At 67.1% G+C, this 25,216-nt stretch carries 22 protein-coding genes; 12 read left to right on the forward strand and 10 right to left on the reverse strand.

Going from position 1 to position 25,216, the window contains the following annotated elements; all coding sequences use genetic code 11:
• Positions 1–103: 103 nt before the first annotated feature.
• From ybgF to MKK50_RS16430, 9 genes are all read left to right on the forward strand, one after another.
• Positions 104–1,129, forward strand: a complete 1,026-nt coding sequence (ybgF, locus tag MKK50_RS16390) for a tol-pal system protein YbgF (protein ID WP_499023818.1) — start codon at positions 104–106, stop codon at positions 1,127–1,129.
• A complete protein-coding gene (gene tilS, locus MKK50_RS16395) occupies positions 1,126–2,148 on the forward strand; it encodes a tRNA lysidine(34) synthetase TilS (RefSeq protein ID WP_499023822.1) in 1,023 nt (340 codons plus the stop codon). Before ybgF ends, tilS begins: the two co-directional genes overlap by 4 nt.
• Positions 2,149–2,285: 137 nt before the next feature.
• Positions 2,286–4,214 (forward strand): ATP-dependent zinc metalloprotease FtsH, encoded by a 1,929-nt coding sequence (gene ftsH, locus MKK50_RS16400; protein WP_499023824.1) that lies wholly within the window; start codon positions 2,286–2,288, stop codon positions 4,212–4,214.
• Between the two features lie 112 nt (positions 4,215–4,326).
• Positions 4,327–5,076, forward strand: a complete 750-nt coding sequence (locus MKK50_RS16405) for a sulfite exporter TauE/SafE family protein (protein ID WP_499023825.1) — start codon at positions 4,327–4,329, stop codon at positions 5,074–5,076.
• Positions 5,077–5,305: 229 nt separating this feature from the next.
• On the forward strand, positions 5,306–6,646 hold the full coding sequence (gene glmM / locus MKK50_RS16410) for a phosphoglucosamine mutase (RefSeq protein ID WP_499023827.1): 1,341 nt from the start codon (positions 5,306–5,308) through the stop codon (positions 6,644–6,646).
• A 312-nt stretch (positions 6,647–6,958) separates the two neighbouring features.
• Positions 6,959–7,825 (forward strand): outer membrane protein, encoded by an 867-nt coding sequence (locus MKK50_RS16415; RefSeq protein ID WP_253368229.1) that lies wholly within the window; start codon positions 6,959–6,961, stop codon positions 7,823–7,825.
• Positions 7,826–8,007: 182 nt separating this feature from the next.
• Positions 8,008–8,865, forward strand: a complete 858-nt coding sequence (locus MKK50_RS16420; RefSeq protein ID WP_499023829.1) for an outer membrane protein — start codon at positions 8,008–8,010, stop codon at positions 8,863–8,865.
• Between the two features lie 388 nt (positions 8,866–9,253).
• On the forward strand, positions 9,254–10,153 hold the full coding sequence (locus tag MKK50_RS16425) for an outer membrane protein (RefSeq protein WP_499023831.1): 900 nt from the start codon (positions 9,254–9,256) through the stop codon (positions 10,151–10,153).
• Between the two features lie 26 nt (positions 10,154–10,179).
• Positions 10,180–10,431 carry a hypothetical protein gene (locus MKK50_RS16430; RefSeq protein ID WP_253368235.1) on the forward strand — a complete coding sequence of 84 codons (252 nt, stop codon included), beginning with the start codon at positions 10,180–10,182 and terminating at the stop codon, positions 10,429–10,431.
• 7 nt (positions 10,432–10,438) lie between these two features.
• Here MKK50_RS16430 and MKK50_RS16435 read toward each other — a convergent pair whose 3' ends face one another.
• Complete coding sequence (locus MKK50_RS16435; RefSeq protein WP_253368237.1) at positions 10,439–10,987, reverse strand: HNH endonuclease; 549 nt, start codon at positions 10,985–10,987, stop codon at positions 10,439–10,441.
• A 711-nt stretch (positions 10,988–11,698) separates the two neighbouring features.
• On the opposite strand from MKK50_RS16435, the gene MKK50_RS16440 reads away from it, so the two are divergent.
• Positions 11,699–14,428 carry a DUF3772 domain-containing protein gene (locus tag MKK50_RS16440; protein WP_499023833.1) on the forward strand — a complete coding sequence of 910 codons (2,730 nt, stop codon included), beginning with the start codon at positions 11,699–11,701 and terminating at the stop codon, positions 14,426–14,428.
• Positions 14,429–14,648: 220 nt separating this feature from the next.
• Positions 14,649–15,077 carry a CAP domain-containing protein gene (locus tag MKK50_RS16445; protein WP_056198509.1) on the forward strand — a complete coding sequence of 143 codons (429 nt, stop codon included), beginning with the start codon at positions 14,649–14,651 and terminating at the stop codon, positions 15,075–15,077.
• A 6-nt stretch (positions 15,078–15,083) separates the two neighbouring features.
• Here the strand turns inward: MKK50_RS16445 and MKK50_RS16450 are convergent, their stop codons facing one another.
• Complete coding sequence (locus MKK50_RS16450; RefSeq protein WP_253368241.1) at positions 15,084–15,917, reverse strand: OmpA/MotB family protein; 834 nt, start codon at positions 15,915–15,917, stop codon at positions 15,084–15,086.
• A 14-nt stretch (positions 15,918–15,931) separates the two neighbouring features.
• Complete coding sequence (locus MKK50_RS16455; protein ID WP_060772042.1) at positions 15,932–16,705, reverse strand: motility protein A; 774 nt, start codon at positions 16,703–16,705, stop codon at positions 15,932–15,934.
• Between the two features lie 269 nt (positions 16,706–16,974).
• On the opposite strand from MKK50_RS16455, the gene MKK50_RS16460 reads away from it, so the two are divergent.
• Positions 16,975–18,747: a glucan ABC transporter ATP-binding protein/ permease gene (locus MKK50_RS16460; RefSeq protein WP_499023836.1), complete on the forward strand. Its 1,773-nt coding sequence runs from the start codon at positions 16,975–16,977 to the stop codon at positions 18,745–18,747.
• A gap of 225 nt (positions 18,748–18,972) precedes the next feature.
• On the opposite strand, the gene MKK50_RS16465 is transcribed toward MKK50_RS16460, so the two are convergent.
• From MKK50_RS16465 to MKK50_RS16495, 7 genes are all read right to left on the reverse strand, one after another.
• Positions 18,973–19,539: a hypothetical protein gene (locus tag MKK50_RS16465; protein WP_499023838.1), complete on the reverse strand. Its 567-nt coding sequence runs from the start codon at positions 19,537–19,539 to the stop codon at positions 18,973–18,975.
• A 128-nt stretch (positions 19,540–19,667) separates the two neighbouring features.
• The gene (pgl, locus tag MKK50_RS16470; protein WP_499023840.1) at positions 19,668–20,399 is read right to left on the reverse strand and encodes a 6-phosphogluconolactonase; all 732 of its coding nucleotides are present in this window, start codon (positions 20,397–20,399) and stop codon (positions 19,668–19,670) included.
• Positions 20,396–21,388 (reverse strand): phosphogluconate dehydrogenase (NAD(+)-dependent, decarboxylating), encoded by a 993-nt coding sequence (gene gnd / locus MKK50_RS16475; protein WP_499023841.1) that lies wholly within the window; start codon positions 21,386–21,388, stop codon positions 20,396–20,398. Before gnd ends, pgl begins: the two co-directional genes overlap by 4 nt.
• 118 nt (positions 21,389–21,506) lie before the next feature.
• Positions 21,507–23,102, reverse strand: a complete 1,596-nt coding sequence (locus MKK50_RS16480) for a cytochrome c (protein WP_499023844.1) — start codon at positions 23,100–23,102, stop codon at positions 21,507–21,509.
• A 43-nt stretch (positions 23,103–23,145) separates the two neighbouring features.
• Positions 23,146–23,511 carry a hypothetical protein gene (locus MKK50_RS16485; RefSeq protein ID WP_499023845.1) on the reverse strand — a complete coding sequence of 122 codons (366 nt, stop codon included), beginning with the start codon at positions 23,509–23,511 and terminating at the stop codon, positions 23,146–23,148.
• Between the two features lie 3 nt (positions 23,512–23,514).
• On the reverse strand, positions 23,515–24,024 hold the full coding sequence (locus tag MKK50_RS16490) for a TspO/MBR family protein (protein WP_499023847.1): 510 nt from the start codon (positions 24,022–24,024) through the stop codon (positions 23,515–23,517).
• On the reverse strand, positions 24,021–25,214 hold the full coding sequence (locus tag MKK50_RS16495) for a geranylgeranyl diphosphate reductase (RefSeq protein ID WP_499023849.1): 1,194 nt from the start codon (positions 25,212–25,214) through the stop codon (positions 24,021–24,023). The genes MKK50_RS16490 and MKK50_RS16495 overlap by 4 nt, the downstream gene beginning before the upstream one ends.
• Between the last annotated feature and the right edge of the window lie 2 nt (positions 25,215–25,216).

Below are 25,216 nucleotides of genomic sequence, written 5' to 3' on the forward strand. Positions count from 1 at the left end.
GCTTCGCTGCGCCGTCGCCGCTCAGGCCGCGACGGCGCAGCGAAGGTTTCGGGGAGGACACGACGTCGGCCGCGAACCAGAAGACCGATCGGTGCCAGCCGCCATGTTCCGCCGCCTCCTCCTGACCCTCGGACTCGGTTTCGCGATCGCGCCAGCGGCTCTCTGTGGCGCGCAGGCGCAGGATGCGTCGGAACTCGTGGTGCGTCTCAACCGCCTCGAGAACGTGTCCCGGCAGCTCTCGGGACAGATCGAGACGCTTCAGTACGAGAATCGGCAGCTGAAGGAACAGCTCCGGAAGTTCCAGGAAGATGTCGAGTTCCGCTTCCAGGAAGGGAAGGGGAGCGCCGCTGCACCCGCCCGCAAGGCCCCGGCACCCGCTGCGGCACCGCCCTCGGCCGCACCCTACGGCACCAATCCGGGTGAGGGGCGGCCGGGCAAGCGCAGCGATGCCTTCGATCCCGAGCAGAATCCGAATGCGCCGGGCGCTCCGAAGCCACTCGGGACGACGCAGCCCTCGCTGCCTTTGCCGACCGCCGCCATCGCCGAAGCCGAGGCGCCCCTGCGCCGCTCCGTCCCCCCGACGGTCGTGGAGGCGGATACCGACGCGTCCGAGGACGGGGATCTGCCGCCGCCCGGCTTCGGCGCTCCGGTGGACCTCTCGCCTCCGTCCGCGCGCACCGGTTCGATTGCGCCGGTCGAAGCACCCGTCGGGAGCGCCAGCATCGCTGCCACCGGCAGCGGCGACGCGCAGGCGGATTTCGAGGCCGCCTACGCCCTCATTCGCGAGCGCCAGTACGAGCAGGCCGAGATGAGCCTGCGTCAGTTCATCCAATCGCATCCGCGCGACCGGCTGGTGCCGAAGGCAACCTACTGGCTCGGTGAGAGCTACCTTCAGCGCAGCCGCTCCCGCGAGGCCGCCGAGCAGTTCCTGAAGGTCTCGACCGACTACGCGAATTCGCCCGTCGCACCCGAAGCGATGCTGAAGCTCGGCACCTCCCTGCACGCGCTCGGGGCCAAGGCCCAAGCCTGCGCCACGCTGGCCGAGGTCGAGCGCAAGTTTCCGAGCGCGGGTGCCACTGTACGCCAGGGCGTCGAGCGCGAGCAGAAGCGCGCCCGCTGCGCCGCTTGAGCGCGGCGTCCCTCGACGAACGCCTCGCCCGCGCCCTCGCACCATTCCTGGCAGAACCCGCTCGTCCGGCACTGCTCGCCGTTTCGGGCGGACCCGATTCCACGGCGTTGATGCACGCGGCAGCCCGATTGGGACAGGATCGGTTCCGCGTCGCCACGGTGGACCATGCCCTCCGGCCGGGTTCGGCCGACGAGGCGGTAGAGGTTAGGCGCCTCGCCGCCGAACTCGGCCTTGTCCACACGATACTGACCTGGGATGCGCCGCGACACGGCAGCCGTATCCAAGCAGCGGCGCGCGGCGCTCGCTACAGGCTGCTCGCCGACCACGCGGCCCGGATCGGCGCCCGCCTCGTTCTGACCGCTCACACGCTCGATGACCAAGCCGAGACCGTGCTGATGCGCCTGATCGCCGGAAGCGGCCCCTCCGGCCTTGCCGGGATGCGCGACGAGCGTCCCCTGGCACCGGGCATCCGACTGGTGCGGCCGTTCCTGAGCATCTCGAAGGCCGACCTCGTGGCCTATTGCGAGAGGCACCGCCTCCCGTTCCTGCGCGATCCCTCCAACACGGACGAACGCTTCACCCGGGCGCGGTTGCGCCGCCTGCTACCGCTGCTGGCCGAGGAGGGCCTGAATGCGGCGCGACTTGCCCGCCTCGCCGTCCGTGCCGGACGGGACGATGCGGCGTTGAGACAGCGTGCCGAGGCCGTGCTGTCGGAGATCACGCAAGGCGACGTAGAGGGCTTGCGACTCGACGGACATCGCCTGAGCCGCGAACCTTGCGCCATCGTCTTGCGCGTCCTCGACATGACCCTCGACAGAATCGCGCCGCCTCACGAAGCGCCCGTTCCGAAACGTCTGGAACGACTCGAAACCCTCGTTCTCGACGCGCTGCTGCCGGCTCTGGCCGAGGGGAGGGCGCTGCGCCGCACCCTCCGCGGGGTCTTGATCGAGACGGACGGGGAGGGGACGATCCGCCTCGCCGCCGCGCCGCCACGCAGGGCATCGGAGGGGAGCCGCTAACGCTACGCGGTCGCCCTCGACGCAGGGGCCGCCGATTTACTTGGCAACCGGTGGGGCGCCGCCTACATTGGCCCGGAGTGCGTGGGGTATGCCGCGACATTGCGGGACGACGCTCGCACGCCTCCCAGGACCGATCGATGAACCCGAATTTCCGCAATTTCGCCCTGTGGGTCGTCATCTTCCTGCTGGTGCTCGCCCTCGTGACCCTGTTTCAGAACCCAGGTCACCGTGGCGGCGGCAGCGAGATCGCCTACAGCCAGCTCCTGAACGATGCCGACGCCGGCAAGATTCAGTCCGTCACGATCTCCGGCCAGGACGTGAGCGGCACCTATGTGGGCGGCGGCAACTTCTCGAGCTACGCGCCGAACGACCCAGGCCTCGTCTCGAAGCTCCAGGGCAAGGGCGTGCAGATCACGGCGCGTCCGCCCTCCGACAACACACCCTGGTTCATCCAGCTTCTCGTGAGCTGGCTGCCGATCCTCGTGTTCATCGGCGCCTGGATCTTCCTGTCGCGCCAGATGCAGTCCGGGGCGGGTCGCGCCATGGGCTTCGGCAAGTCGAAGGCCAAGCTCCTGAACGAGGCGCATGGACGCGTCTCCTTCGATGACGTGGCCGGCGTCGAGGAGGCCAAGGAGGACCTCCAGGAGATCGTCGAATTCCTGCGCGATCCCCAGAAGTTCCAGCGCCTCGGCGGCCGCATCCCGCGCGGCGTGCTGCTCGTCGGCCCGCCCGGCACCGGTAAGACCCTGATCGCTCGCGCGGTCGCGGGTGAAGCCAACGTGCCCTTCTTCACGATCTCTGGTTCGGACTTCGTCGAGATGTTCGTCGGTGTCGGCGCGTCCCGCGTGCGCGACATGTTCGAGCAGGCGAAGAAGAACGCGCCCTGCATCATCTTCATCGACGAGATCGACGCCGTCGGCCGTCACCGCGGCGCCGGCCTCGGAGGCGGCAACGACGAGCGTGAGCAGACCCTCAACCAGCTCCTCGTGGAGATGGACGGGTTCGAGGCCAACGAGGGTGTCATCATCATCGCGGCGACTAACCGCCCCGATGTGCTCGACCCGGCGCTGCTGCGTCCCGGCCGCTTCGACCGCCAGATCATGGTGCCGAACCCGGACGTGACCGGCCGCGAGCGCATCCTGCGCGTTCACGTCCGCAAGGTGCCGCTGGCGCCGGACGTCGATCTCAAGGTCATCGCCCGCGGCACGCCCGGCTTTTCGGGTGCCGACCTGATGAACCTCGTCAACGAATCCGCTCTGCTCGCCGCGCGTCGCGGAAAACGCATCGTCACGATGCACGAGTTCGAGGACGCCAAGGACAAGGTGATGATGGGCGCCGAGCGGCGCACCCTCGTCATGACCGAGGATGAGAAGCGGCTCACCGCCTACCACGAGGGCGGCCATGCCATCGTCGCCTTCAATGTCCCGGCCACCGATCCCGTTCACAAGGCGACGATCATCCCCCGCGGCCGGGCGCTCGGCATGGTCATGCAGTTGCCCGAGCGCGACAAACTGTCGATGTCGTTCGAGCAGATGACCTCGCGGCTGGCGATCATGATGGGCGGCCGCATCGCCGAGGAGATGATCTTCGGCAAGGACAAGGTGACGTCGGGCGCCCAGTCCGACATCGAGCAGGCGACGCGGCTGGCCAAGATGATGGTCACCCGTTGGGGCTTCTCGCCGGAACTCGGCACCGTGGCCTACGGCGACAACAACGACGAAGTCTTCCTCGGCATGTCGATGGGCCGTCAGCAGACGGTCTCGGAGGCAACTGCCCAGAAGATCGATGCGGAAGTGCGCCGTCTCGTCGAGGCAGGCCTGGAGGAGGCGCGCCGCATTCTCGCGGAGCGCAAGGACGACCTCGAAGCGCTGGCCCAGGGCCTGCTCGAATACGAGACCCTGTCCGGCGACGAGATCCGCAAGCTGCTCCAGGGCGAGCCGCCGGTGCGCGACTCGGGCGACGTCCCACCAACCCCGGCCCGCGGCTCACCGGTGCCGTCGACCGGCCGTGGCCGCCCGCGCGGCAGCGACGGCGGGTTGGAGCCGAGCCCGCAGCCGCAGGGCTGAACAGGCCGACCAAGCTTCGACAAGGGGCGCCGTGAGGCGCCCCTTTTTCATGGCCGTCGCGTCGTTGCACCGGTGAGCCTTCCCACGAGACGGGAGTGAAAAGACCCGGCACATGTCGAGTTCGGTCTATCTCATTGTCGCCTTCGGCGCGGCCATCGCCGGCTTCGTGCAAGGGCTGTCGGGCTTCGCGTTCGGCCTCGTCGCCATGTCGGTCTGGGCCTGGGTCATCGATCCGCAGCTGGCAGCGGCACTTGCCGTCACCGGAGCCCTCACGGGGCAGATCATCGCTGCGGTGACTGTGCGCCGAGGCTTCGACATCCACGTCCTGACCCCGTTCGTGCTCGGCGGCCTTGCCGGTGTCCCACTCGGAGCGTTCCTGCTGCCGCATCTCGACATGCACTGGTTCAAGACGATCCTCGGAACCCTTCTTGTGGTCTGGTGCCCCGTGATACTCCTGTCGAAGGATCTGCCACGCATCACCGTCGGCGGCCGTATCGCCGACGCAGCCGTCGGCCTTGGCGGCGGCATTCTCGGGGGCCTCGGCGGGTTTACGGGCACTCTGCCGACGCTGTGGTGCACGCTCCGCGGCTACGAGCGCGACGTTCAGCGCGCCGTCATCCAGAATTTCAACCTGTCGATGCTCGCCGTCACGATGACGGTCTACGTCGCGTCCGGGATCGTCACGCGAGGCATGCTGCCGATGATCCTCGTGGTGCTGCCGGCCATGCTGCTCCCCACAATCGTCGGCACGCGGGCCTATGTCGGCTTGAGCGAGACCGGCTTCCGCCGCCTTGTCCTCGGCCTTCTGACTGTGTCGGGCATTGCCCTGCTCCTCTCGGGCCTGCCGCAAATTCTTCGATAGAGCAGCCTTCGGCCCTCAAGAACACGATGACGCGAAGACAAGAGGCTCGTGCCCCCTCCTGAATCCCACATGCGGAATGATGCACGCGCCGCCGGGCAAACCGGCTGGCTCGCCCCATTTCGACCGCCTTTGTCGCGGAGCAACCAATTCACGAGGCCCGTGCTGCTGGTCGGGCGCCATTCTGATAGTGTGGTCGGCTGCGAACCACGCCGAGCGCGGAGAAGCGACGTTGCGTAAACACTTCGGTACCGACGGCATCCGCGGACGGGCCAACGGCGTCATCACACCGGAGCTAGCTCTCAAGGTCGGGCAGGCCGCGGGCGTGATCTTCCAGCGCGGCGACCACCGCCACCGCGTCGTGATCGGCAAGGATACCCGGCTCTCGGGATACATGATCGAGACCGCCCTCGTGGCCGGCTTTACCTCCGTCGGCATGGACGTGCTGCTGCTCGGCCCGATGCCGACGCCCGCCGTCGCCATGCTGACCCGCTCGATGCGCGCCGATATCGGCGTGATGATCTCGGCCTCGCACAACCCGTTCGAGGATAACGGCATCAAGCTGTTCGGGCCCGACGGTTTCAAGCTAAACGACGAACTCGAACTCGAGATCGAAAGCCTGATCGACGGCGACATGCGCAACCGCCTCTCGGCTTCGCGCGACCTCGGCCGTGCCAAGCGGATCGAGAGCGTGCACGCCCGCTACATCGAGTTCGCCAAGCGCACCCTTCCGCGCCACGTGACTCTGGACGGCCTGCGGGTTGTCGTCGATTGCGCCAACGGCGCGGCCTACCGCGTCGCGCCGGAAACCCTCTGGGAATTGGGCGCCGAAGTAATCTCGATCGGCGTCGAGCCGGACGGGTTCAACATCAATCAGGATGTCGGCTCGACCGCGCCCGAAACCCTCGTGCAGAAGGTGCGGGAGCTGCGCGCCGATGTCGGGATCGCGCTCGATGGCGACGCCGACCGCGTGCTGATCGTCGACGAGAAGGGCCAGAAGGTCGATGGCGACCAACTGATGGCGGCCGTTGCCCGCTCGTGGCACGAAGACGAGCGCCTGACCCAGCCGGGTCTGGTTGCGACGATCATGTCGAATCTCGGCCTCGAGCGATACATCAACAGTATCGGTCTCACGCTCGCCCGCACGGCCGTCGGCGATCGCTACGTGCTCGAACATATGCGCCAGCACGGCTACAATCTCGGCGGCGAGCAATCCGGCCATATCATCATGTCGGATTACGCGACCACGGGCGACGGGCTGGTGGCCGCGCTTCAGCTCCTCAGCGTCGTCAAGCGCCGCAACCTGCCGGTGAGCGAGGTTTGCCACTGCTTCGAGCCGCTGCCTCAGATCCTCAAGAACGTCCGCTTCCGCTCCGGTGAGCCCTTGCGCGCGGATTCGGTCGTCACCGCCATCGCCCATGCCAAAGACCGGCTCGGCCAGTCGGGTCGCCTCGTGATCCGCCCCTCCGGCACAGAGCCCGTCATCCGGGTGATGGCTGAGGGGGACGACCGTGATCTCGTCGCCGAGGTGGTGGATGAGGTCGTGGATGCCGTCACGCGCGCAGCGGCCTGAAGGCCGCCGGTCGCCGATCCCCCGGATCGCCGAGACAGCCGGACCGTGCCACTCGCGAGAGAGCTTTGCGACGAAGTGGCGAACGATTCGGCAACGCAGAGAGCGGGACCGAACCGCTGCCGGTGCAGCCGGGGGCGGAAAGCACAAGCAGCGATGGTACTGATTTTCCAGAGTCTTTGCCAATCACGGCAACGGATCGGCAAGGCTAACTTTTTACGTTAAGGCCGACTTAACCTTCATCGATCATCCTTGCATTCGCATCTCGGGCCGGCCTTCAATTCTCGGCGCGCTCGATGGGTCAAGGAAATCGTAATGCGCCGCCGCACCAACATTCTCGCATTGGCGCGCTCCCTCACGCTCCTGGCGAGCGTCGGGGTGCCCTGCCTCGCACAAGCCGCCGACCTGCTGCCGCCCCCGCCGCCCATGCCCGAGCCGCTGCCCGAGCCGGAAGTGTTCGCCGGCGGGTGGTATCTTCGGGTCGATGGCGGCTACGGATCGCTCGACCTGCGCAAGAGCATTGCCGAGGACGTTTCGCATCCGCCCAAGCCGTACGATTACGCCGTCGTGCAGGACAAGGTCTCCAACCAGTACTTCGTCGGCGGCGGCGTCGGCTATCAGATCAATCCGTGGCTGCGTGTCGATGCCACCGGTGAATATCGCTTTCGCAGCAAGTGGACGTTCGTGGCCGAGGACAAGACCTTCGGCGATACCGGCGGCTACAACGTCACCAGCGGTAAGTTCGACTCCATAGTCGGCCTCGCCAACGGCTACGTCGATCTCGGCACGTGGTACGGCGTGACGCCGTTCGTCGGCGCCGGCGTCGGTGTGGCCCACCACAGCTTCGGCGGCGTGACCGACAAGGGCTACGGCGCCTACGAGGGGGGCTACGGCATCGGCCGCCACAACGAGCGGACGAACTTCGCCTGGGCGCTCCATGCCGGCCTCGGCTACGCCGTGACGCAGAACATCAGGTTCGAGGCGGCCTACCGCTACCTCAACATGGGCGAGGCCGCGACCGGCGTCGTCACCTGCGCCCCGGACTGCCCGAAGACCGTCTATCGGGTGAAGGAACTCGAAGCCCACGACGTCAAGGTCGGCCTACGCTACCTGTTCGGCGCCCCGGTCGCCGTCGCGGCGGTCGACTACGCGCCGCCGCCTCCGCTGGTGCGCAAGTACTGATCGTCCCTAACTTTTGATTGTATCTCGACGGCGCGAACACTTTTCGCGCCGTCTTCGTTTTCAGATTCCTGAATCTCCGTACCCGGCCGGTTAAGGTTAAGCCGTTCATAACCTTTATCGGGAAAACTGTTGGTCAATCGAGGCGCGGGCCCCTCCTGCCGCCGCCTCCGACGAGGCTTCCCATGATCGCATCGCATCGTCTGGCGCTGGCGGCCACGCTCGCGACCGGTACCCTCCTCGGGGTTCTGACCGGCTCCCTCGCGTCCCCTGCCGCCGCGGCCGATCTGCTTCCGCCGCCCCCTCCGCCGCCCGTCCAAGTCGAACCGGTGGCGATCGGCAGCGGCTGGTATCTGCGCGGCGACTTCACGAAAAGCTGGTACGACCACCCGCGCGACGACGCCATTCTCGATCCGAACGATCCCGGCATGCCGCCGCTCGTCGGGCTGCGCCTGAGTTCCGAGGCCGGTTACGGCGGCGGCGTGGGCTATCAGATCAATCCATGGCTACGCGTCGATGCCACCATCGACCAGAGGGCCACCTCGTCCTTCCGCGGCTACTCCTCGCGCTCGGTGTTCGAGACCGGCTACAATCTCGAAGCCGGCAAGGTCGATGTGCTGACCGGCCTCGTCAACGTCTACGCCGATATCGGAACGTGGTACGGCTTCACGCCTTACGTCGGCGCAGGCGTCGGCTTCGCCGACAAGCGCATGAGCCGCAACTACACCCAGACCACCTGCCTGATCGACGGCTGCGACGGGTCCGAGGGTACGGGACCGCGCAATGCCGCCTTCCGCGCCAACCACTCGGTCATGACCTTCGCCTGGGCTCTGACTGCCGGTCTGTCCTACGATATCGGCGCAGGCTTCAGTGTGGACGCGGCCTACCGCTACATCGATCTCGGTAAGATCCGCAGCGGATTGGACGAGTTCGGCGGCCTCACCCGTGTGAAGGATCTGGCGGCCAGCGAATTCCGGGTCGGCCTGCGCTACCGCTTCGCCGACGGCCTGCTCGCCTCTCCCGTTCGGAGCTTCGGCAACTGATCCGGCTTCCGCTTGATCCAAGCGGGGACCGTATCGACAAGCCCGCGCGGCGCCTGAGGAGGGTACCCATTGCGCCAGCGCAATGAGTACCCGCCGAAGCCCAAATCCACTGTCCCGAAGGGATCAACCGGATTTGGCATGAGTCCATCAAGATCGTTCCTCAGGAACGCACGGCGTCCAGGCTTGTCCTCGGGCGCCGTTTTCGTTCGGGCCGTCGCTCGATGCACCGAAGGCTCGGGTCATGTGCCGGAACCGATGTGCGCGAGCATTTACCGGCGATCTCGGGACGCCATCCAATGTTGGTCCGGTACGAAAAATTAAGGTTACTGAATTAGGACGGAAGGGTCAGCCCGGTGCCGCAACGGCTCGGTGCGTGAGGACGACGACGATGCGTATCGCGACCCTGGCTCTTCTGACGACCATTCTGGCCTCACCCACTCTCGCCGCCGATCTCGATTACGGGGTGCTGCGCGGCTACGACGATGATTACCCGGCACCGGCTCCGCTCATCGATTGGAGCGGATTTTATGTCGGCGGCCATGGCGGATACTCGTCGGCGGCCTTGGGCTTCAGCAACGCCTTCCAGCCGATCGTTGCGAACGCGCTCCGCAACACCGTCGCGGAAGCCGAGATGAGCGCATCTCATCTTCTCGCCGCACGCGCCACTCATTCCGGCAATGCCAGCTATGGTGTCTTTGCGGGCATCAACTACCAATTCGAAGACGTCGTCGTCGGCCTCGAAGCCGATTACACTTACTTCGGGCAGAGCGGGAACACTTTCGATCGCATCGCTCGCACGATGATCACCAAGGACGAGTTTCTTACCACCGTTAATCTAGATGGATATTCAAGCACAAAGATCCAAGATTACGGGACGGTCAGAGGCAGGCTCGGCTACGCGTTCGGAAATCTTCTCCCCTTCATCACCGGCGGCGCGGCTGTTGGCCGCGCCACTGTGACTGACACGGTGACCGTTCAGAACTACGGCTATAACAATAGCACTTACAATTCAAATCAGACGGGGACCACCAAGTCGTTCGTCAATAACTACGGTTATTCGGTTTTCTATCAAGACTTCCCACCTGGTAGCATTCCGGCACCCGGTACGGTTCACGGAACGACGAAGAAGGTCACCGTTGTCGGTCTCGCGGTCGGTGGCGGCCTCGAATACGCCATCACGCCGAACTTCCTGCTGCGCGGCGAGTATCAATATGTCCTGTTCAACGACTTCCAGGGTCATAAGGCCGAGTTGAACACCGTGCGTGGCGGCGCGGCCATCAAGTTCTGACGCGCGACCGAGTCCGGAGAGCCGCCATGCGCCACCTGCTTCTGCTCACGGCCGCGACGCTCGCTGGCTTATCCGTCGGGCACGCTCAAGCCGAGAGCCGTAGCCGGCATCTCATGACACGTCCTGCCGTCACGGCACTCCCGCCTGAGATGCCCTACCGCGATCCGCGTCCGCGCTTCCGCGGGCCGCCGCCGGTCGAGCGGTTCACCGTCCGGGCCTACGTGCCGCGGCCAACCAACCAGCCCATGTTCAACGAACCGCCGCAGCCGTTGCGCTGACGCGCGATCAGCTGTCGAGCTCGCTGTCCCAGTAGAGATAGTCGAGCCACGTGTGGTGATACTGGCGGTGGTCGAATTCCGGCTGGCGGCGATGCAACTCGTGCCGCGTCGGCCGATGCGGCTCGTTGAGAAGCGGCATTTCAGCCTCCGCCGGCGTGCGGTTCGCCTTGCGCAGATTACAGGGCGAGCAAGCTGCCACGACGTTCTCCCAAGTGGAGAGGCCGCCGCGGGAGCGGGGCACGACGTGGTCGAAGGTCAGGCCGCCCGAGGGAAGACGCAGCCCGCAATACTGGCACGAGAAAGTGTCGCGCAGGTAGATGTTGTAGCGGGTGAAGGCCGGGCTGCGGGCCAGCGCCACGTAGCTCTTGAGGGCGACCACGCTCGGCACCTTGAGGGACCGGCTCGGACTGTGTGCCTCGATATCGTAGTTCGCGACCAGGGTGACGCGATCGAGGAACAATGCCGTGAATGCGTCCTTCCAGGACCACAACGAGAGCGGATTGTAGGAAAGCGGCCTGTAATCCGCGTTGAGCACCAGGGTTTGCAGATCGATCATCGACGCCACTCACTGCTCGTGACGGCGCCCCTCGGGCGCCTCGGCCTCGGACGCCAAAGGTCCGAAGGGCCATGCCGTACCCGCGACAACCGGAGCCCAGGGGGTGCCTCGGAACCGTGCCGGAGGGCATGATGCCCCGGCACGGCTGCGGGTCCGCAGGCGGTCGCGCACGCTCGCGCCGAACCCGAGTCCTCAGCGCTTCGCGCTTGGTTGGGTCGACGGGAATTGAAAGGTCGAGAGGGATCTTGACGCCAACAGCTTCCCCGACCGGCGAATCCTGCCGGGTCGAACCGAAGCGTGGCGGGGCGGACGATCAGCGCCGCCTCCTCGCTGCGTGAGGATATGGCCAAGTCCATCGCGGCTTAGTGTAATATCAGCGTGACAAGCTTGTGAAGGCGGACCGACCGTCCGTGACGTCGCGGCCGATGATTTTCCCTGGAATAGAGTGTCCACCGCCCCGTCCGCATGGTTTTGCCCCATTACGCGGGCAGACAGCCCCGGCCAGAGCGCCCTTGTGCGTTGCAAACAGTTTCGCGGCTCGCCTCTCGGAAAGTCGCGCCATGGCCCTAGCTCAGGGGCGGCGCGGGATGCCGAATCCGTCGAGCGCCGCGCCCAAGGCTGCGGTCTCGACACCATCCGCGAAGCGGCCGGCCAGGCTGGCCTGGCGCCGATTAACCCGACGCGACCCCGTTCCCCCCGCGAAGGACGACGATGCAACGACAATCCCTGCTCACCCGCATTCGCCACATGGTTCGCAGCAAGGCCCTGATCGCGGCGCTGACCGCGGCGGCTCTCCTGCCGAATGCGGCGGTGGGGCAGGGGAGTCCGCCCGCGGCACAGGCACCGGCCGCTCAGACGGCCCCGGCCCCGGCTCCGAAGCCGCACGCGGCGCCGCCGCCAGCGAACGGGCAAGCGGCCGAGGGGCAGGCCGCGCCGGGCCCCAAGCCGGCCGCGCCCAAGGTGCCCGTCTCGGAAGCGCTGCAAACGCTCCGCGACCGCCTCGACACCATCAAGGCGGATCTCGAAGCGCGGGAGAAGGCGATCTCCGGCCAGAATGTCGGCGCAGGCGACCTGACCCGCGCCCGCGACGGGCTCGACCCGCTCGCCGACCGGCTGCGCTCGGCGATCGAGCTGCTCGGGCCGCGGTTGGACGCGGCGCGTGAGCGGCTGACGCAAATCGGCCCCAAGCCGAAGGAGGGCGAAGAGGGCGAGGAGGTCGCCCGTGAGCGGGCCGAGCGCGAACAGGCCGTCAACGATATCGACGGCACCCAGCGGCTGGCCAAGTCCCTGCTGGTGCAAAGCGACCAGATTGTCGATCAAATCTCGAACCGCCGTCGCGCCGCCTTCACCCGCGGCCTGTTCGAGCGCAGCTCCTCGCTGCTGAGCCCCGACCTGTGGATGCGGGTCGCCGCCGACATTCCTCGGGACGTCAGCTCGCTGAGCAGCGGCCTCGACGACACGATCTCCCTGTTCCGCCGCAACGGCACCCTGTGGAACCTGCTGGTTCTCGGCCTCGCCTTCGGCCTGTCCTTCGCCCTGTATTTCGGACGCCGCAACATCGCCCCGGCGCTCGGCCGCCGGGACATCAACGTCACTTCGCCGTCGAAGCGGGCCAAGCTCCTGGGCGCGTGGCGCGTGCTCCTGCTCGGCACGCTGCCGGCTCTGGCAGGCAGCTACGCGGTCTATTACGCCCTCGACGTCACCGAGTTGCTGCCGGCCCGGTTCCTCCCGGTCGCCAGCACCATTCTCGGCGGCATCGCCTTCATCGCCTTCGTCGAGGCGACGGCCGACGCATTGCTCGCCGTCAACAAGCCGGCGTGGCGTCCGGCACCCGTCTCGGACGCCGCCGCATGGCGGATCAACGCGCTCGCCGTCAGCATCGCCGTGGTCATCACGGTGTCAAAATCGACGGAGGCGCTGAACTCGGCGATCTACGCCGCGCTGCCGATCTCGATCGCGACTCGCGGCATCGGTGCCGTCACGGCCGCACTGCTGCTCGCCATCGGCCTCCACCGCTTCGCCGATACGGCGGAGAAGGAGGAGGAGTGCTTCGGCCCCTATGTCGGCACCGACACGTCGTCGAACATCGGCGGGCCGCTGCGGCTGCTCGGATGGGTCGCGGTCGCGGTGATCGCGGTGGCGCCTTTCGTGGGATACGTCGCCCTCTCGGCCTTCCTCGTCGATCAGTTGATCTGGAGCGCGAGCATCCTCGTCCTGCTCTGGCTGCTCATCATGAGCGTCGATGTGCTGATCGGCGGGTCGCTGTGCGAGGAGACGCGCCTCGCCACCACGCTCCAGGCCAATACCGGGCTGCGCAAACGCTCGCTCAACCAGATCGCGGTGCTGGTGACCGGCTTCGGCCGGGTCCTGCTGATCGCCCTCGCCGCGCTCCTGGCGCTCGCGCCCTGGGGGCTCGACTCGACGGACGTATTCTCCTCGATCCGCACGGCCTTCTTCGGCTTCAAGGTCGGCGACGTCACGATCTCCCTCTCGTCCATCGCCTACGGCATCGGCATCCTCGGGCTCGGCGTGTTCATCACCCGTGGCGTGCAGCGCTGGCTCGAGAACACCTATCTGCCGGCGACCGACCTCGATGCCGGCCTGCGCAACTCGATCTCGACCGTGGCGGGCTATGTCGGCTTCCTGCTCGCCCTGGCGCTGGCCTTCTCGTATCTCGGCCTCAGCCTCGAGAAGCTGACCATCGTCGCCGGCGCGCTTTCGGTCGGTATCGGTTTCGGCCTTCAGTCGATCGTCAACAACTTCGTCTCGGGCCTTCTGCTTCTTTGGGAGCGTCCGATCCGGGTCGGCGATCAGGTGCTGATCGGCGATAGCGAGGGCATCGTAAAGCGCATCTCGGTGCGCTCCACCGAGATCCAGACCTTCGACCGCTCGGCCGTGATCGTACCGAACTCGAACCTGATCTCGGGTATCGTGAAGAACCGGGTGCGCGGCGACCGCACCGGCCGAGTGATCCTGTCGGTCAGCGTTCTGCGCAGCAAGGATCCGGTGCAGGCCGCCGAGATGATGGTCGCCTGCGCCAAGGCGCATCCGGACGTGCTCAAGGAGCCGCCGCCGCGGGTGGTGTTCAAGAAGATCGGCGATCCCTTCCTAGAGTTCGAGCTGGTCGCCATGGTGATCGACGTCAACCTCGGTCAGAAGGTGCAGAGCGACCTCAATTTCTCGGTGTTCAAGACGCTGGCCGATGCCGAGTTCATCCCGCCGATGGGCCCGGCTTCGAGCTTCATCACCGTGCAGGGCCTGGAACCGGTCCGCGACGCGCTCGGACAGATCGCCCACGCCGTCGGCAACTCGGCCACGCAGGTGATTGCCCCTCCGGTATCCGGAGCGGACGATGCCAAGAAAAGCTCTGCGCCGGAGGAAGCCTCGGCCCATAGCCCAGCGAACGAATCGCAGGATGTAAGCCGCCGACGCCACGGATAGCGGTGGGCGTCCTTCGGAGAGAAAACGGCGCCGGCCCTGAGGATATCGGGGCCGGCCGCACGGATACACTTGAGTTTAACGGGGGCAGGGCCCACTTCCTCCCTCTGCTCACCGGAAAACCGTTGTCGTGCTCGGACGTCAGACCCTCGGACGCAAGACTTTCATCGCCGCACCTGCGGCGCTCGCGCTCGTCGCCCTGCTCCAGGGTTGCGCGGGAAAGATGACGCCCGACACCACCGGGCTACCGAGCATGTACCTGCCGCTGACCACCGGCAGCACCGCGGTGGACACGGCGGAAGCCCGGGACATGATCTCGGCGTATCGCCGCAACAATGGCGCCGCCCCGCTCGTCATTGACCCCGAGTTGCAGCGGCTCGCCGAGACCGAGGCCGCCGCCATGGCCGCCTCCGACCGGCCGAGCAAGAGCCAGACGGTACGGGCTGCCGTGACCCGGCTCGGCTATGATGGCGCGGATGCCAACCTCTCGGCGGGCTACCACACCCTCGCGGAAGCGTTCTCGGGCTGGCGCGACAGCCCTCCGCACCGGGCCGTCATGCTGTCGCCCGAGGCGACCCGCATGGGCATCGCCACCGCCTACGCGCCGGGCTCGAAATACAAGGTTTACTGGGCGCTGCTGGTCGCCAAGTAGACGCCCTCAGGGCACAACCTTGCCGTTCGGCGTCGGCGGCGCTTCGGAGAGAAGCGTGACCGTGACCCGGCGGTTCGCCGCGAGATAGGGATTGTCGGGAAACATCGGCTCGGTGTCCGCCTTGCCCGTCACGGAGGCGAAGCGGTCGTCCGGCAGGCCGGCGCCGGCGAGGACGTCGCGCACACTTAGCGCACGGTTGGCCGAAAGCTCCCAGGGCGGGGCGGTGTCACGGGTGCCGGGGCGGGCGGTCGCCGTGAAGCCGGTCACGGCGATGCGGTTCGGCAACTTCATCAGCGTCGGTGCCAAGCGTTCGAGCAGCCGGCGGGTGCGGTCGTTGGGGCGGCTCGATCCTTCGGGGAACATCGAGCGGCCGTCCTGATCGACGATGGAGACGTCGAGCCCCTTCCGGGTCGGCGCGATGATGACGTTCTTCGACAGCTCCGCCACCTCCGGCATGTCCTGCATCGCCTGCCGCAGGGAGGCGGCGGCCTGCCCGAACGCGTCGGGATAGCCGCGGTCGGGAATGCCGTCGTCGAGGCCGCTGTCGATCTGCGGCGGCGTCGTGCGGTCGGTGGCCCGCTCAGGGGGTACGTCTCGCAGGTGCTTGAACTTGTCGGCCGTCGGAATCCCTTCGCTCTCCAAGATGCCGGCGAACTTCGATTCCTTGTTCACGCCGAAGGCGTCGCGCATCGAGCCGGCGACGACCTGAAGCTTCTTCTGGTCCTGCGTCGAGTAGGCGGCGATCATGACGAAGAAGCTCATCAGGAGCGCCATCAGGTCGGCGAAGGTCACGAACCAGCCGTGACCGCCGTGCGCGCCGCCGCGCTTCTTCTTGGCCACCGCTCAAGCCCTCGTCAGGCCGCTTCCGCGGCGAGTTCTTCGCGGTGGTTGGCGGGCAGGTAGGCGATGAGCATCTCGCGCACCAGCGAGGGGCTTTTCTGGTCGCGGATCAGCAGGATGCCGTCGATGATGAGGGAGCGCGACACGTCCTCCTCCTCGAGCTTGACGTGAAGCTTGTCGGCGATCGGAATGGCGACCATGTTGGCGATCAGCGCGCCGTAGAGGGTGGCCAGCAGGGCGGTCGCCATGGCGGGGCCGAGCTTCGACGGGTCGGACATGTTGGCGAACATCGTCACCATGCCGAGGATGGTGCCGATCATGCCCCAGGCCGGCGCACAGTCGCCGAAGGCACGGTAGATCTTCGAGCCTTCGTCGAGGTGCATCAGGAAGTTGTCGCGGTCACGCTCCATCGTATCGCGGATGAAGTCGCGGTCGTAACCATCGGCGATGTAGCGCGAGCCCTGAGCCAGGAACGGATCGGAGATCTCCATGCTTTCCAGCGCGATCGGGCCCGACTTGCGCACCACGTCGGCGATCTTGGTGATCTCCTCGATCAGTTCGTGCGGCTTCACCGAGCGCATGGTGAAGGCGTAGCGCAGCCCCATCGGCAGGCCGTGCAGCATGGTCGAGAACGGAAAGCGGATCATCGTCGCGGCGATGGCGCCGCCAAAGATGACGATCACCGCGTGCTTGTCGAAGTAGGCGGCGAAGTTGCCCCCGTCGATCATGATGAGGGTGAACACGACGCCGACGCCGCCGAGCAGCCCGATACCGGTTGCGAGATCCATGACGCCGATGCCCGAAGCCCGGCCAATCACGCAGGCCGTCCCCAACTTCTAAAAAAACAGGCTGAAGGAACGGTAAAGGGCTTGGACGAACGGGCCGTTCGCCGTCATGTGCCGTTCAGGGGGGAAGAGCCATATCTTCCCATGCCGATTGGCCGGGGGTGTCTGCGCGGAGAACCGCAGCCCCCCGGTCGGCCGGCGCCGGGTCCACCCGGTTCCCAACGGCAAGATCCCCACGGCTGCGGCCGGACGGGGCGGGGAGCGAAAACACGATGTCGATGATTCGCCTCTATGCGCGGGTGCTCGGCCTATTGGCAGCGGAAAAGCGTCTGGTCGGTGGCCTGATCGCGGCCAACGTCGCGCTCGCGGTCGCGGCCTTCGCCGAACCGCTCATCATGGGCCGCATCATCGACGGCCTGACCCACCTCTCCAAGGACGCGCCCGCGACCGCGCTGGCGCCCTGGATCGTCGCATGGGTCGTGTTCGGCCTGTTCACCATCGGTGCGGGGGTCGCGATCGCTCTGCATTCCGACCGGCTCGCCCATCGCAACCGCCTCTCGACTATGGCGAACTTCTTCGAGCACGTGCTCGAACTGCCGATCGCCTTCCATTCGTCCAACCATTCCGGCCGCGTGCTGAAGGCGATGCTGGAAGGCACGAACGCCATGGCCTGGGTCTGGCTCAACTTCTTCCGCGAGCACTTCTCCGCGCTGCTCTCCGTCGGTGTGCTCCTGCCGCTGACGCTGTTCGTGAACTGGCGTCTCGGCGCGATCCTCGTCGTGCTGGTCCTCGTCTTCACGGCGCTGGCGAGCTACGTCATGCGCCGGACCGAGACGCTTCAGGGCGAGGTCGAGCAGTTCCAGTCGGGACTGGCGGCCCACGCCTCCGATGCCCTCGGCAACGTCGCGGTGATCCAGTCCTTCACCCGGGCGCGCGCCGAGAAGGAGGCGATGCGCACCATCATCCACGATCTGCTCCGCGTGCAGATCCCGGTCCTGTCGTGGTGGGCGCTGGCCAACGTCGCCACCCGCGCCTCCGGCACGCTGACCATGACCGCGATCTTCATCACCGGCATCGCCCTGCACCAGAAGGGTGCGGCTACGGTCGGCGAGATCGTCGCCTTCATGAGCCTCGCCACCATGCTCGTGACCAAGCTCGATCACGTCGTGACCTTCGTGAACGGCGTGTTCATGCAGGCCCCGAAGATGCGCGAGTTCTTCGAGGTGTTCGACACCGTGCCGACCGTCCGCGACCGGCCGCATGCCAGGCAGGTCGCCCGGTTCGAGGGCGAGGTGATCTTCGACGACGTGGCCTTCTCCTATGACGGCCGCCGCAGCGCGCTGGACAGTGTCTCCTTCACGGCCCGCCCCGGCCAGACCGTGGCGCTCGTCGGTACGACGGGTTCGGGCAAGTCCACCACGCTGGGCCTGCTGCACCGCACCTTTGATCCGGATGCCGGTGCCATCCGCATCGACGGGATCGACATCCGCGACATCGGCCTGTCGAGCCTGCGCCACAACATCGGCGTCGTCTTCCAGGAGCCGATGCTGTTCAACCGCTCGATCCGCGAGAACCTGCAGGTTGGTCGCCCCGACGCGAGCGATGCCGAGATGCTCGACGCCCTCGAACGTGCTCAGGCCAGCGAATTCATGGCACGCCAGCCCGACGGGCTCGACACGCTCATCGGCGAACGTGGCCGCTCCTTGTCGGGTGGCGAGCGACAGCGCCTCTCGATCGCGCGGGCACTGCTGAAGAACCCGCCGATGCTGATCCTCGACGAGGCCACCAGCGCCCTGGACGCCGCGACCGAGCGCAAGCTGCAGCAGGCACTGGAGACGGTGATGGAGGGGCGTACCACCTTCGTGATCGCCCATCGCCTCGCCACGATCCGCAACGCCGACCGCATCCTCGTGTTCGAGGACGGCAAGATCGTCGAGGCCGGCGGTTTCGACGAACTCGTCGCCCTCAACCAGCGCTTCGCGACGCTCGCCCGGGCTCAGTTCATGGCCGCCGAGGCCGAGGACGACATGCCGATGGCCGCCTGAAGCGAGCCTCACAGAAACGACAAGTCCGGCGCGATCGAAGCGCCGGACCTGAGGCATCCCACACATATTCGCCCCCGCTCGCATCGCGACCGGGGGCGTTCTTGTTTCATACCAAATCCGGCTGATCCCGTCGGGATGGCGGATCTGGGCTTCGCTCAAGCGCCGCACGGGCTTGCTGATCCGGTCCCCGCTTGGATCAAACGGGGACCGGATCAGACTCGGGTTTTACGGTCTCGCCGAAGTCCGCGTGACGGCACGGGAGGGGCTCTCCAGAGCCGGAGGCGGCATCGCGTCGAACGTCGTCTCGTCGAGCTCCAGAACCGGAAGGGCGCCGAGTTCTGCCGGAAGCGCGGCGACGGATTTCGGAGCCGGAACCGGTGCAGCCGCCATAGCGGCGGCCCGCGGCCGTTCCTCGGGGGCCTCGATAGCGGGCGGCACCGGGGAAGCCATATCAACCGCGACCGGGCGTTCGGGTGCAGGCGCCATCTGCGGTGACAGCGCGGCGCCGACGATGCGGACTGGCTGCGAAACGTCCGGAAGCGGCTCTGCGACCGGCGCAGCGGCGATGTGAGACGCCTCGGCGGGGCTCGATCGGATCTGCGATGCGATTGCCCAGGTCGCGACGAGCGAAAGGCCCACCACGCCGACGCCGACAGCCCAGACCGGACGGCGGCTGCGCCGTTCGAGCGACTTCAGCGGCCCCGGCAGGATACGGCCACGCCGCAGGACGGGGCGTGGCTGACGGAGCTGTGGCCAGAAATCCCGCACGGTGGCGTGTTCGGCTCCTACCATCGGAGTACTCCGGTTGATCAAGGATGGCCGTTCATACACCGGTAAGATCGACGTCGGAAATGAGGCGTTTGCGCCGTCCGCCGAGGGTGTCTCGCGGCCGATCGATGGTCGAACCGGTCCGCCGAGGCTCAGGCTGCGGCCGCGTCACGATCGACATACCACGTCACGCGCCCGGCACTCTCGACGTGTCGCGCTGGTAGATCCTCGCCGTCGGCGATCCGTTGCAGCGGCTCGCGCTTGCTTGCGCCGTTGACGAGAAACAGCACCGAGCGCGAGGAGGCCAGCACCGGAAAGGTCAGGGTGATGCGCGGCACGAACGGCTCCATTCCCGCTTCCGGGACCGGCGCCACCCAGGCCGTGCGTTCGGCGACAGCCGGTTTGCCCGGAAACAGCGAGGCGGTATGGCCATCGCTACCGAGGCCGAGCAGCACGAGATCGAACAGCGGTCGTGCCGGGTCGAACTGTTCAGCCCCGTAGAAGTCGCGAAGCGTCTTCTCGTAGGCGCGCGCGCCTGCTTCCGCTCCGTGATCGGAGGGCATGAAGTACAGATGCGTCGCCGGCACCGGGGCGGCATGGCCGAACGCCTCTCGGACCATGCGGACGTTGCTCAGCGCATCGTCCCATGGCACCACGCGGTCATCGCCGAAGAACCAGTGAATGCGCGCCCATGGCACCCGCTCGACGTAGCCGGGGGAGGCCAGCAGCGCGTAGAGCCGCTTTGGGGTCGAGCCGCCGGAGAGACAGATCGCGATGCGCTCGCCCTCCGCGCTCTCGGCCATCGCCAGCAGGTGCTCGGCCGCCGCGCGGGCCGTCGCCTCGGCATCCGCCATCAGCTCGGTGTTCGAGGGAAGCGGGATCATGGCGCGGGCCCCCGGCGCGGCGGCTCCTTGTGGCCGCCAAAGCCCTGGCGCATGGCCGAGAGCAGCTTGTCGGCGTAGCTCTCATCCTCGCGGGAGCGGAAGCGGCGGTAGAGGGCGCTGGAGAGGACGGTGGCCGGTACGGCTTCCTCGACCGCTGCATTGATGGTCCAGCGGCCCTCACCGGAATCCTCGACGTAACCGGAATATCCTTCGAGGCGCTCGTCGCCCGCGAGCGCGGACGCGGTGAGATCGAGGAGCCAGGAGGAGACCACGCTGCCTCGCCGCCACACCTCGGCGATGTCGCCGAGATTGAGGTCGAAGCGGCGCTCCTCGGGAATGTTGGGGGCGCTGGCGTGGCGAAGGATGTCGAAGCCCTCGGCATAGGCCTGCATCAGGCCGTACTCGATGCCGTTATGGACCATCTTCACGAAATGACCGGCGCCGCTCGGGCCCGCATGGATGTAGCCCTGCTCGGCACGCGGATCGCGATCCTCACGCCCGTGTGTACGCGGGATCTCGCCGAGGCCCGGTGCCAGCGTGCGGAAGATCGGGTCGAGCCGATCGACGGCCGCCTTGTGGCCGCCGATCATCATGCAGTAGCCGCGCTCCAGACCCCACACCCCGCCAGAGGTGCCGACATCGATGTAGTGGATACCCTTGGCATCGAGGTCTCGAGCCCGGCGCACATCGTCCTGATAGAACGAGTTGCCGCCATCGATGATGCAGTCGTCGGCACTCAGGAGGCCGCCGAGCGCGGTCACCGTCTCCTCGGTGATCTGGCCGGCCGGCAGCATGACCCAAGCCGTGCGCGGCGCCTCGAGCTTGGCAGCAAGATCCTCCAGGCTGGAGGCAGGCGTCGCACCCTCGGCGGCCAGCGCCTCCACCGCCTTCGGATCACGGTCGTAGACCACGGCCGTGTGGCCATCGCGCAGCAGGCGGCGGACGATGTTGCCGCCCATCCGGCCGAGGCCGATCATGCCGAGTTGCATCCGCTCACACTCCCCATCGAGGGCTGTCGGGATCCGTCGTGCGATCCCTCGCGGTCCACCGTCCACGCGTTACGGAACTGCGACCGCACCCGGCAATGGTAGTGCGAAAAAACCGGAATCAAGGCTTCGGCGATGTTGCCCCCGAGGCCGGCGGCTGGCCCGGCGTGGCCTCCACGCGCTTCTCCGGGTTCTTGACCTGGCTGTAGGCAACGTTGCCGAACGAGCCGATGGTCGTCGACCAGGGCAGAGGCTCCGCATCCTTGTCACTGCGATTCGCCTTGCAGAAGGCCGAGAGCAGCCCGTTGACCACAGTGTCGTCGCCGGCCTCGGGCACGGCAGCCTTCACCTTCGGCGCAACGCGGGCGAGGACCGGAACGAAATCGTTCGGTTTCAGCCCCTTCAGCGCGTCGCCGCCGGTGGCCTCCTCGATGCTGCCTTTCAGCCCTTCGTTCTCGATGGTCGAGCAGGGCGCATTACCGGCCATCATCGTTTTGATTTTTTCCCGCGCGGTCGCGACGACACCGACTTCCGACACGACCGGAGCCTTGTTGCCCCACGAGTTGCGGATGTAGTCGGTAACGTCCTTGATCTGCTGGTCGGACATCTCCTGGCCGATGGCCGGCATCGGTGCGTAGCCGCTCTGGGCGGATAGGCCGCCAACGATCACGTTGATGATGCTCTCGGGACCGCCGGACTGGATCGAGGTGTTGCCGGCGAGAGCCGGAATCGCTCCCTCGACACCCTTGCCGTCCGGCCGGTGACAGGAGGAGCAGTAGGTGAGGTAAGTGTCCGCCCCCGGCGCGCCCGGCCCGTTGAACGCCTGGAGATCCTTCTCCTTGTAGGTCTGCTTGGCCGGGATCGTGCGCAGATAGGCAACCATCGCCTTTAGGTCGGCGTCGGTCATCTTGGAGAGCGATTCTTCGATGGTCTGGCGCATCGGGCCGGCGGCCACGCCCGGCCGGTTGCCGGGGGCGGTGCCCGTCTTGAGGTAGCTCACGACCTCCTCGTCGCTCCACGCGCCGATGCCCTGATGCCCGTCCGGGGTGATGTTGGGCGCGTACCAGCCGTCGATGACGCCGCCACCGAACCGGCCGGCAAGGCTCGAATTGCCGACGAGCTTGCGCTCGTTGTGGCACATACCGCAATGGCCGAGGCCTTCGACCAAGTACCCGCCGCGATTGACCTCCGCGCTGGCCTTGGGATCGGGCTCGAAACGCCCCTCAGTGAAGAAGGCGGTGCGCCACGTGATCAGAGCAGTGCGGACGTTGAACGGGAAGGGGATCTCGTTGTCCTCCCGCTTCTCCTTCACCGGGGTGAGAGATTTGAGGTAGGCGAAGATCGCTTTCGTGTCGTCGTCCGAAACCTTGGTGTACCAGGAGAACGGGAAGGCCGGGTAGAGATACTCCCCCTCGTCGCCGATGCCGTGACGGAACGCCTTCTCGAAGGTCTCGTAGCTCCACTTGCCGATGCCGGTCTCGTCGTCCGGCGTGAGATTGGGGGTCTTGATCGCCCCGATCGGCGTATCGAGATTGAAGTTGCCGGCCATGAACTTGCCGCCGGCCTTGGTGTGGCAGGCGGTGCAGTCGCCCGCCGTCGCCAGATATTCGCCGCGCTTGATCAGATCGGCGTCAGCCTCCTGCGCTTGGGCCGCACCGACCGAGAGGAGGGCGGCGAGGGCGAACCAACCGGAGCCGAGGGCAGTGAGGCGTGTCATGAACCCGATCTCCAGATGTCGAAGGCCTCGGTAAAGAATAGTTCTAAGTCACCGGTGGACGCGCACCGAACGTTCGCCACTTTCGGTTGTTCCATGTCGCCTTGTCACAGTCCGACGAAGCCGTCGCTCCGGCGCGGCGAAAACGGATCACCATCTCAGCGATATGCGCTACGAGTGCCGCGGCCAGCCAACCCGCGACACCGGGCCACGCCGTGCCGGTGAGCGCCGCCCTAACGGCCAGCATCAGCGCCGCGCCGGAGGCGAGGTTGCTCAGGAGCGCCCCCGGTGCCGGGCCGCGCCCCCAGCGGGCGCGAACGCCGAGCAGAACGAGCGCCTCCAAGGCCACCAGCACGAGGATGGCATCGACGATCCGCCCGGAGGCGAAGAGTGTGGCGAAAAACCCGTCCACCGCTCACGCACTCCTCAAGCGCCGCCCGAAGCGCGGATTGAGCCGGACGATGGTGAGGTTCAGGCAAGCGGCGATGCTGACCCAGGCGAGGTAGGGAAGGTTGAGCAGGGCTGCGGGCAGCGAGGCTTGGGCGACGGTGACCATCACGGCGAGGATGGAGAGCCACAGCAGCAGCACCTCGGCGAAGGCCCAATCGGGCCGTCGCAGCCGAAAGAAGACGACGCTCCACGCGATGTTGAGCACGCCGTTGACGGCGAAGACCGCAACGAGCCGGGCTCGCGCCGCCGGGTCCGGGTCGGCGTTCCAGGCGATGATCGCGGAGGCGGTGGTGAGGACGAAGATGACGGACCAGACCGGCCCGAACGCCCAGTCCGGCGGCTTCCAGCCGGGAACGCGCAGGCGTCGATACCAAGCGTCCGTCCGGGTCGCGATCCCGCCTGCCACCGCGACGGCGAGCGCCACGAGGGCGGCGACGACGGGCGGCCCCCACCCCCCGGCCAGCAGGCCGGTCACGGCGAGACCCAGCGGAACAGGTGCGCGAGGTCCTTGAAGAAGATCCGCGCATGCGCGGCGGGTTTTGCGCGCACAAGTTCCTTGTTCATGTAGGCGTCCCAGGTAAGCTGCTGGACGTCCTTGTCCTTGCAGATCGAGACGAAGCGCTCCCGCAGGGTGTCGCTGCGATACCAGACCCACTGCATCATCCCGAGGATCCAGAAGACGCGTCCGTGCAGCCGCATGAACTGCTTCCGCGCCTGCGCGAGGGCGCGGGCATCGCCGGTCGCGAGGAAGGCCCCCGCGGCCTCCGCGGCGAGGCGACCGCCGAGCATCGCGTAGTAGATGCCTTCGCCGGAGGCCGGCGCGACGACGCCCGCCGCATCGCCCGCGAGCAGCACGTCGCGTCCGTTGTCCCACCGCCGCAGCGGCTTGAGCGGAAGCGGTGCACCCTCCCGACGGATCGTCTCGCAGGAATCGAGGCCGGTGCTGGCGCGCAGATCGCGGATCGCGCCGCGCAGGGAGAAGCCCTTGCGGGCGCTGCCGGTGCCGACGCTGACGGTGTCGCCATGCGGGAAGATCCAGGCATAGAAATCCGGCGAGAGGCGGCCCTGATAGTAGACGTCGCAGCGCGCGCCGTCGTGTCCGGCATCCGCAGGGCGCCGGACGATCTCGTGATAGGCGAAGACCTGGCGCATCCGGGCATGCCCCGGAATCTCGGCGCGTCCGACCGTAGAGGTCGCACCGTCGGCGCCGATGACGAGACGGGCCTGCGCCCGATGTTCTTCGCCGCCCTTGCCGAAGCGGTAATGCACCGTGGTGAGACCTGGGCCGTCGCGGGAGATGCGTTCGAACAGGCCGTCGCGCAGATCCGCCCCCGCGAGCGCCGCCCGCTCGCGCAGGTACGGATCGAAATGCTCGCGATCGACCATGCCGACGAAGCCGTCGCCGACCGGCATGTCGACCGCGCGCTCGCTCGGCGCCACCATCCGGGCGCAGCGGATGCGGGCGACGAGTTGCGCGTCGGGGATCGCGAAGTCGCGGATCAGCCGCGGTGGAATCGCTCCGCCGCAGGGCTTGATCCGCCCGGCCTTGTCGAGGAGCAGCACCCGCCGCCCGGAGGCGGCGAGGTCGGCGGCCGCGATCGACCCCGCGGGGCCGCCGCCCACCACCACGACGTCGAAGGTTTCGGAAGCGTCGTGGTCTGCCATGG

The organism is Methylobacterium sp. J-043 (genome assembly GCF_022829505.1).
GTDB classification, from domain to species: domain Bacteria; phylum Pseudomonadota; class Alphaproteobacteria; order Rhizobiales; family Beijerinckiaceae; genus Methylobacterium; species Methylobacterium extorquens_A.

Bases quoted from the DNA above. Each gene is read 5' to 3' on its own strand.
- MKK50_RS16440 (WP_499023833.1), top strand. From the start codon at position 11,699: ATGCAACGACAATCCCTGCTCACCCGCATTCGCCACATGGTTCGCAGC.
- MKK50_RS16425 (WP_499023831.1), top strand. From the start codon at position 9,254: ATGCGTATCGCGACCCTGGCTCTTCTGACGACCATTCTGGCCTCACCC.
- ftsH (WP_499023824.1), top strand. From the start codon at position 2,286: ATGAACCCGAATTTCCGCAATTTCGCCCTGTGGGTCGTCATCTTCCTG.
- MKK50_RS16420 (WP_499023829.1), top strand. From the start codon at position 8,008: ATGATCGCATCGCATCGTCTGGCGCTGGCGGCCACGCTCGCGACCGGT.
- ybgF (WP_499023818.1), top strand. From the start codon at position 104: ATGTTCCGCCGCCTCCTCCTGACCCTCGGACTCGGTTTCGCGATCGCG.
- MKK50_RS16495 (WP_499023849.1), bottom strand. From the start codon at position 25,214: ATGGCAGACCACGACGCTTCCGAAACCTTCGACGTCGTGGTGGTGGGC.
- gnd (WP_499023841.1), bottom strand. From the start codon at position 21,388: ATGCAACTCGGCATGATCGGCCTCGGCCGGATGGGCGGCAACATCGTC.
- pgl (WP_499023840.1), bottom strand. From the start codon at position 20,399: ATGATCCCGCTTCCCTCGAACACCGAGCTGATGGCGGATGCCGAGGCG.
- MKK50_RS16460 (WP_499023836.1), top strand. From the start codon at position 16,975: ATGTCGATGATTCGCCTCTATGCGCGGGTGCTCGGCCTATTGGCAGCG.
- MKK50_RS16415 (WP_253368229.1), top strand. From the start codon at position 6,959: ATGCGCCGCCGCACCAACATTCTCGCATTGGCGCGCTCCCTCACGCTC.
- MKK50_RS16465 (WP_499023838.1), bottom strand. From the start codon at position 19,539: ATGGTAGGAGCCGAACACGCCACCGTGCGGGATTTCTGGCCACAGCTC.
- MKK50_RS16405 (WP_499023825.1), top strand. From the start codon at position 4,327: ATGTCGAGTTCGGTCTATCTCATTGTCGCCTTCGGCGCGGCCATCGCC.
- MKK50_RS16455 (WP_060772042.1), bottom strand. From the start codon at position 16,705: ATGGATCTCGCAACCGGTATCGGGCTGCTCGGCGGCGTCGGCGTCGTG.
- MKK50_RS16430 (WP_253368235.1), top strand. From the start codon at position 10,180: ATGCGCCACCTGCTTCTGCTCACGGCCGCGACGCTCGCTGGCTTATCC.
- MKK50_RS16435 (WP_253368237.1), bottom strand. From the start codon at position 10,987: ATGATCGATCTGCAAACCCTGGTGCTCAACGCGGATTACAGGCCGCTT.
- MKK50_RS16480 (WP_499023844.1), bottom strand. From the start codon at position 23,102: ATGACACGCCTCACTGCCCTCGGCTCCGGTTGGTTCGCCCTCGCCGCC.
- MKK50_RS16445 (WP_056198509.1), top strand. From the start codon at position 14,649: ATGACGCCCGACACCACCGGGCTACCGAGCATGTACCTGCCGCTGACC.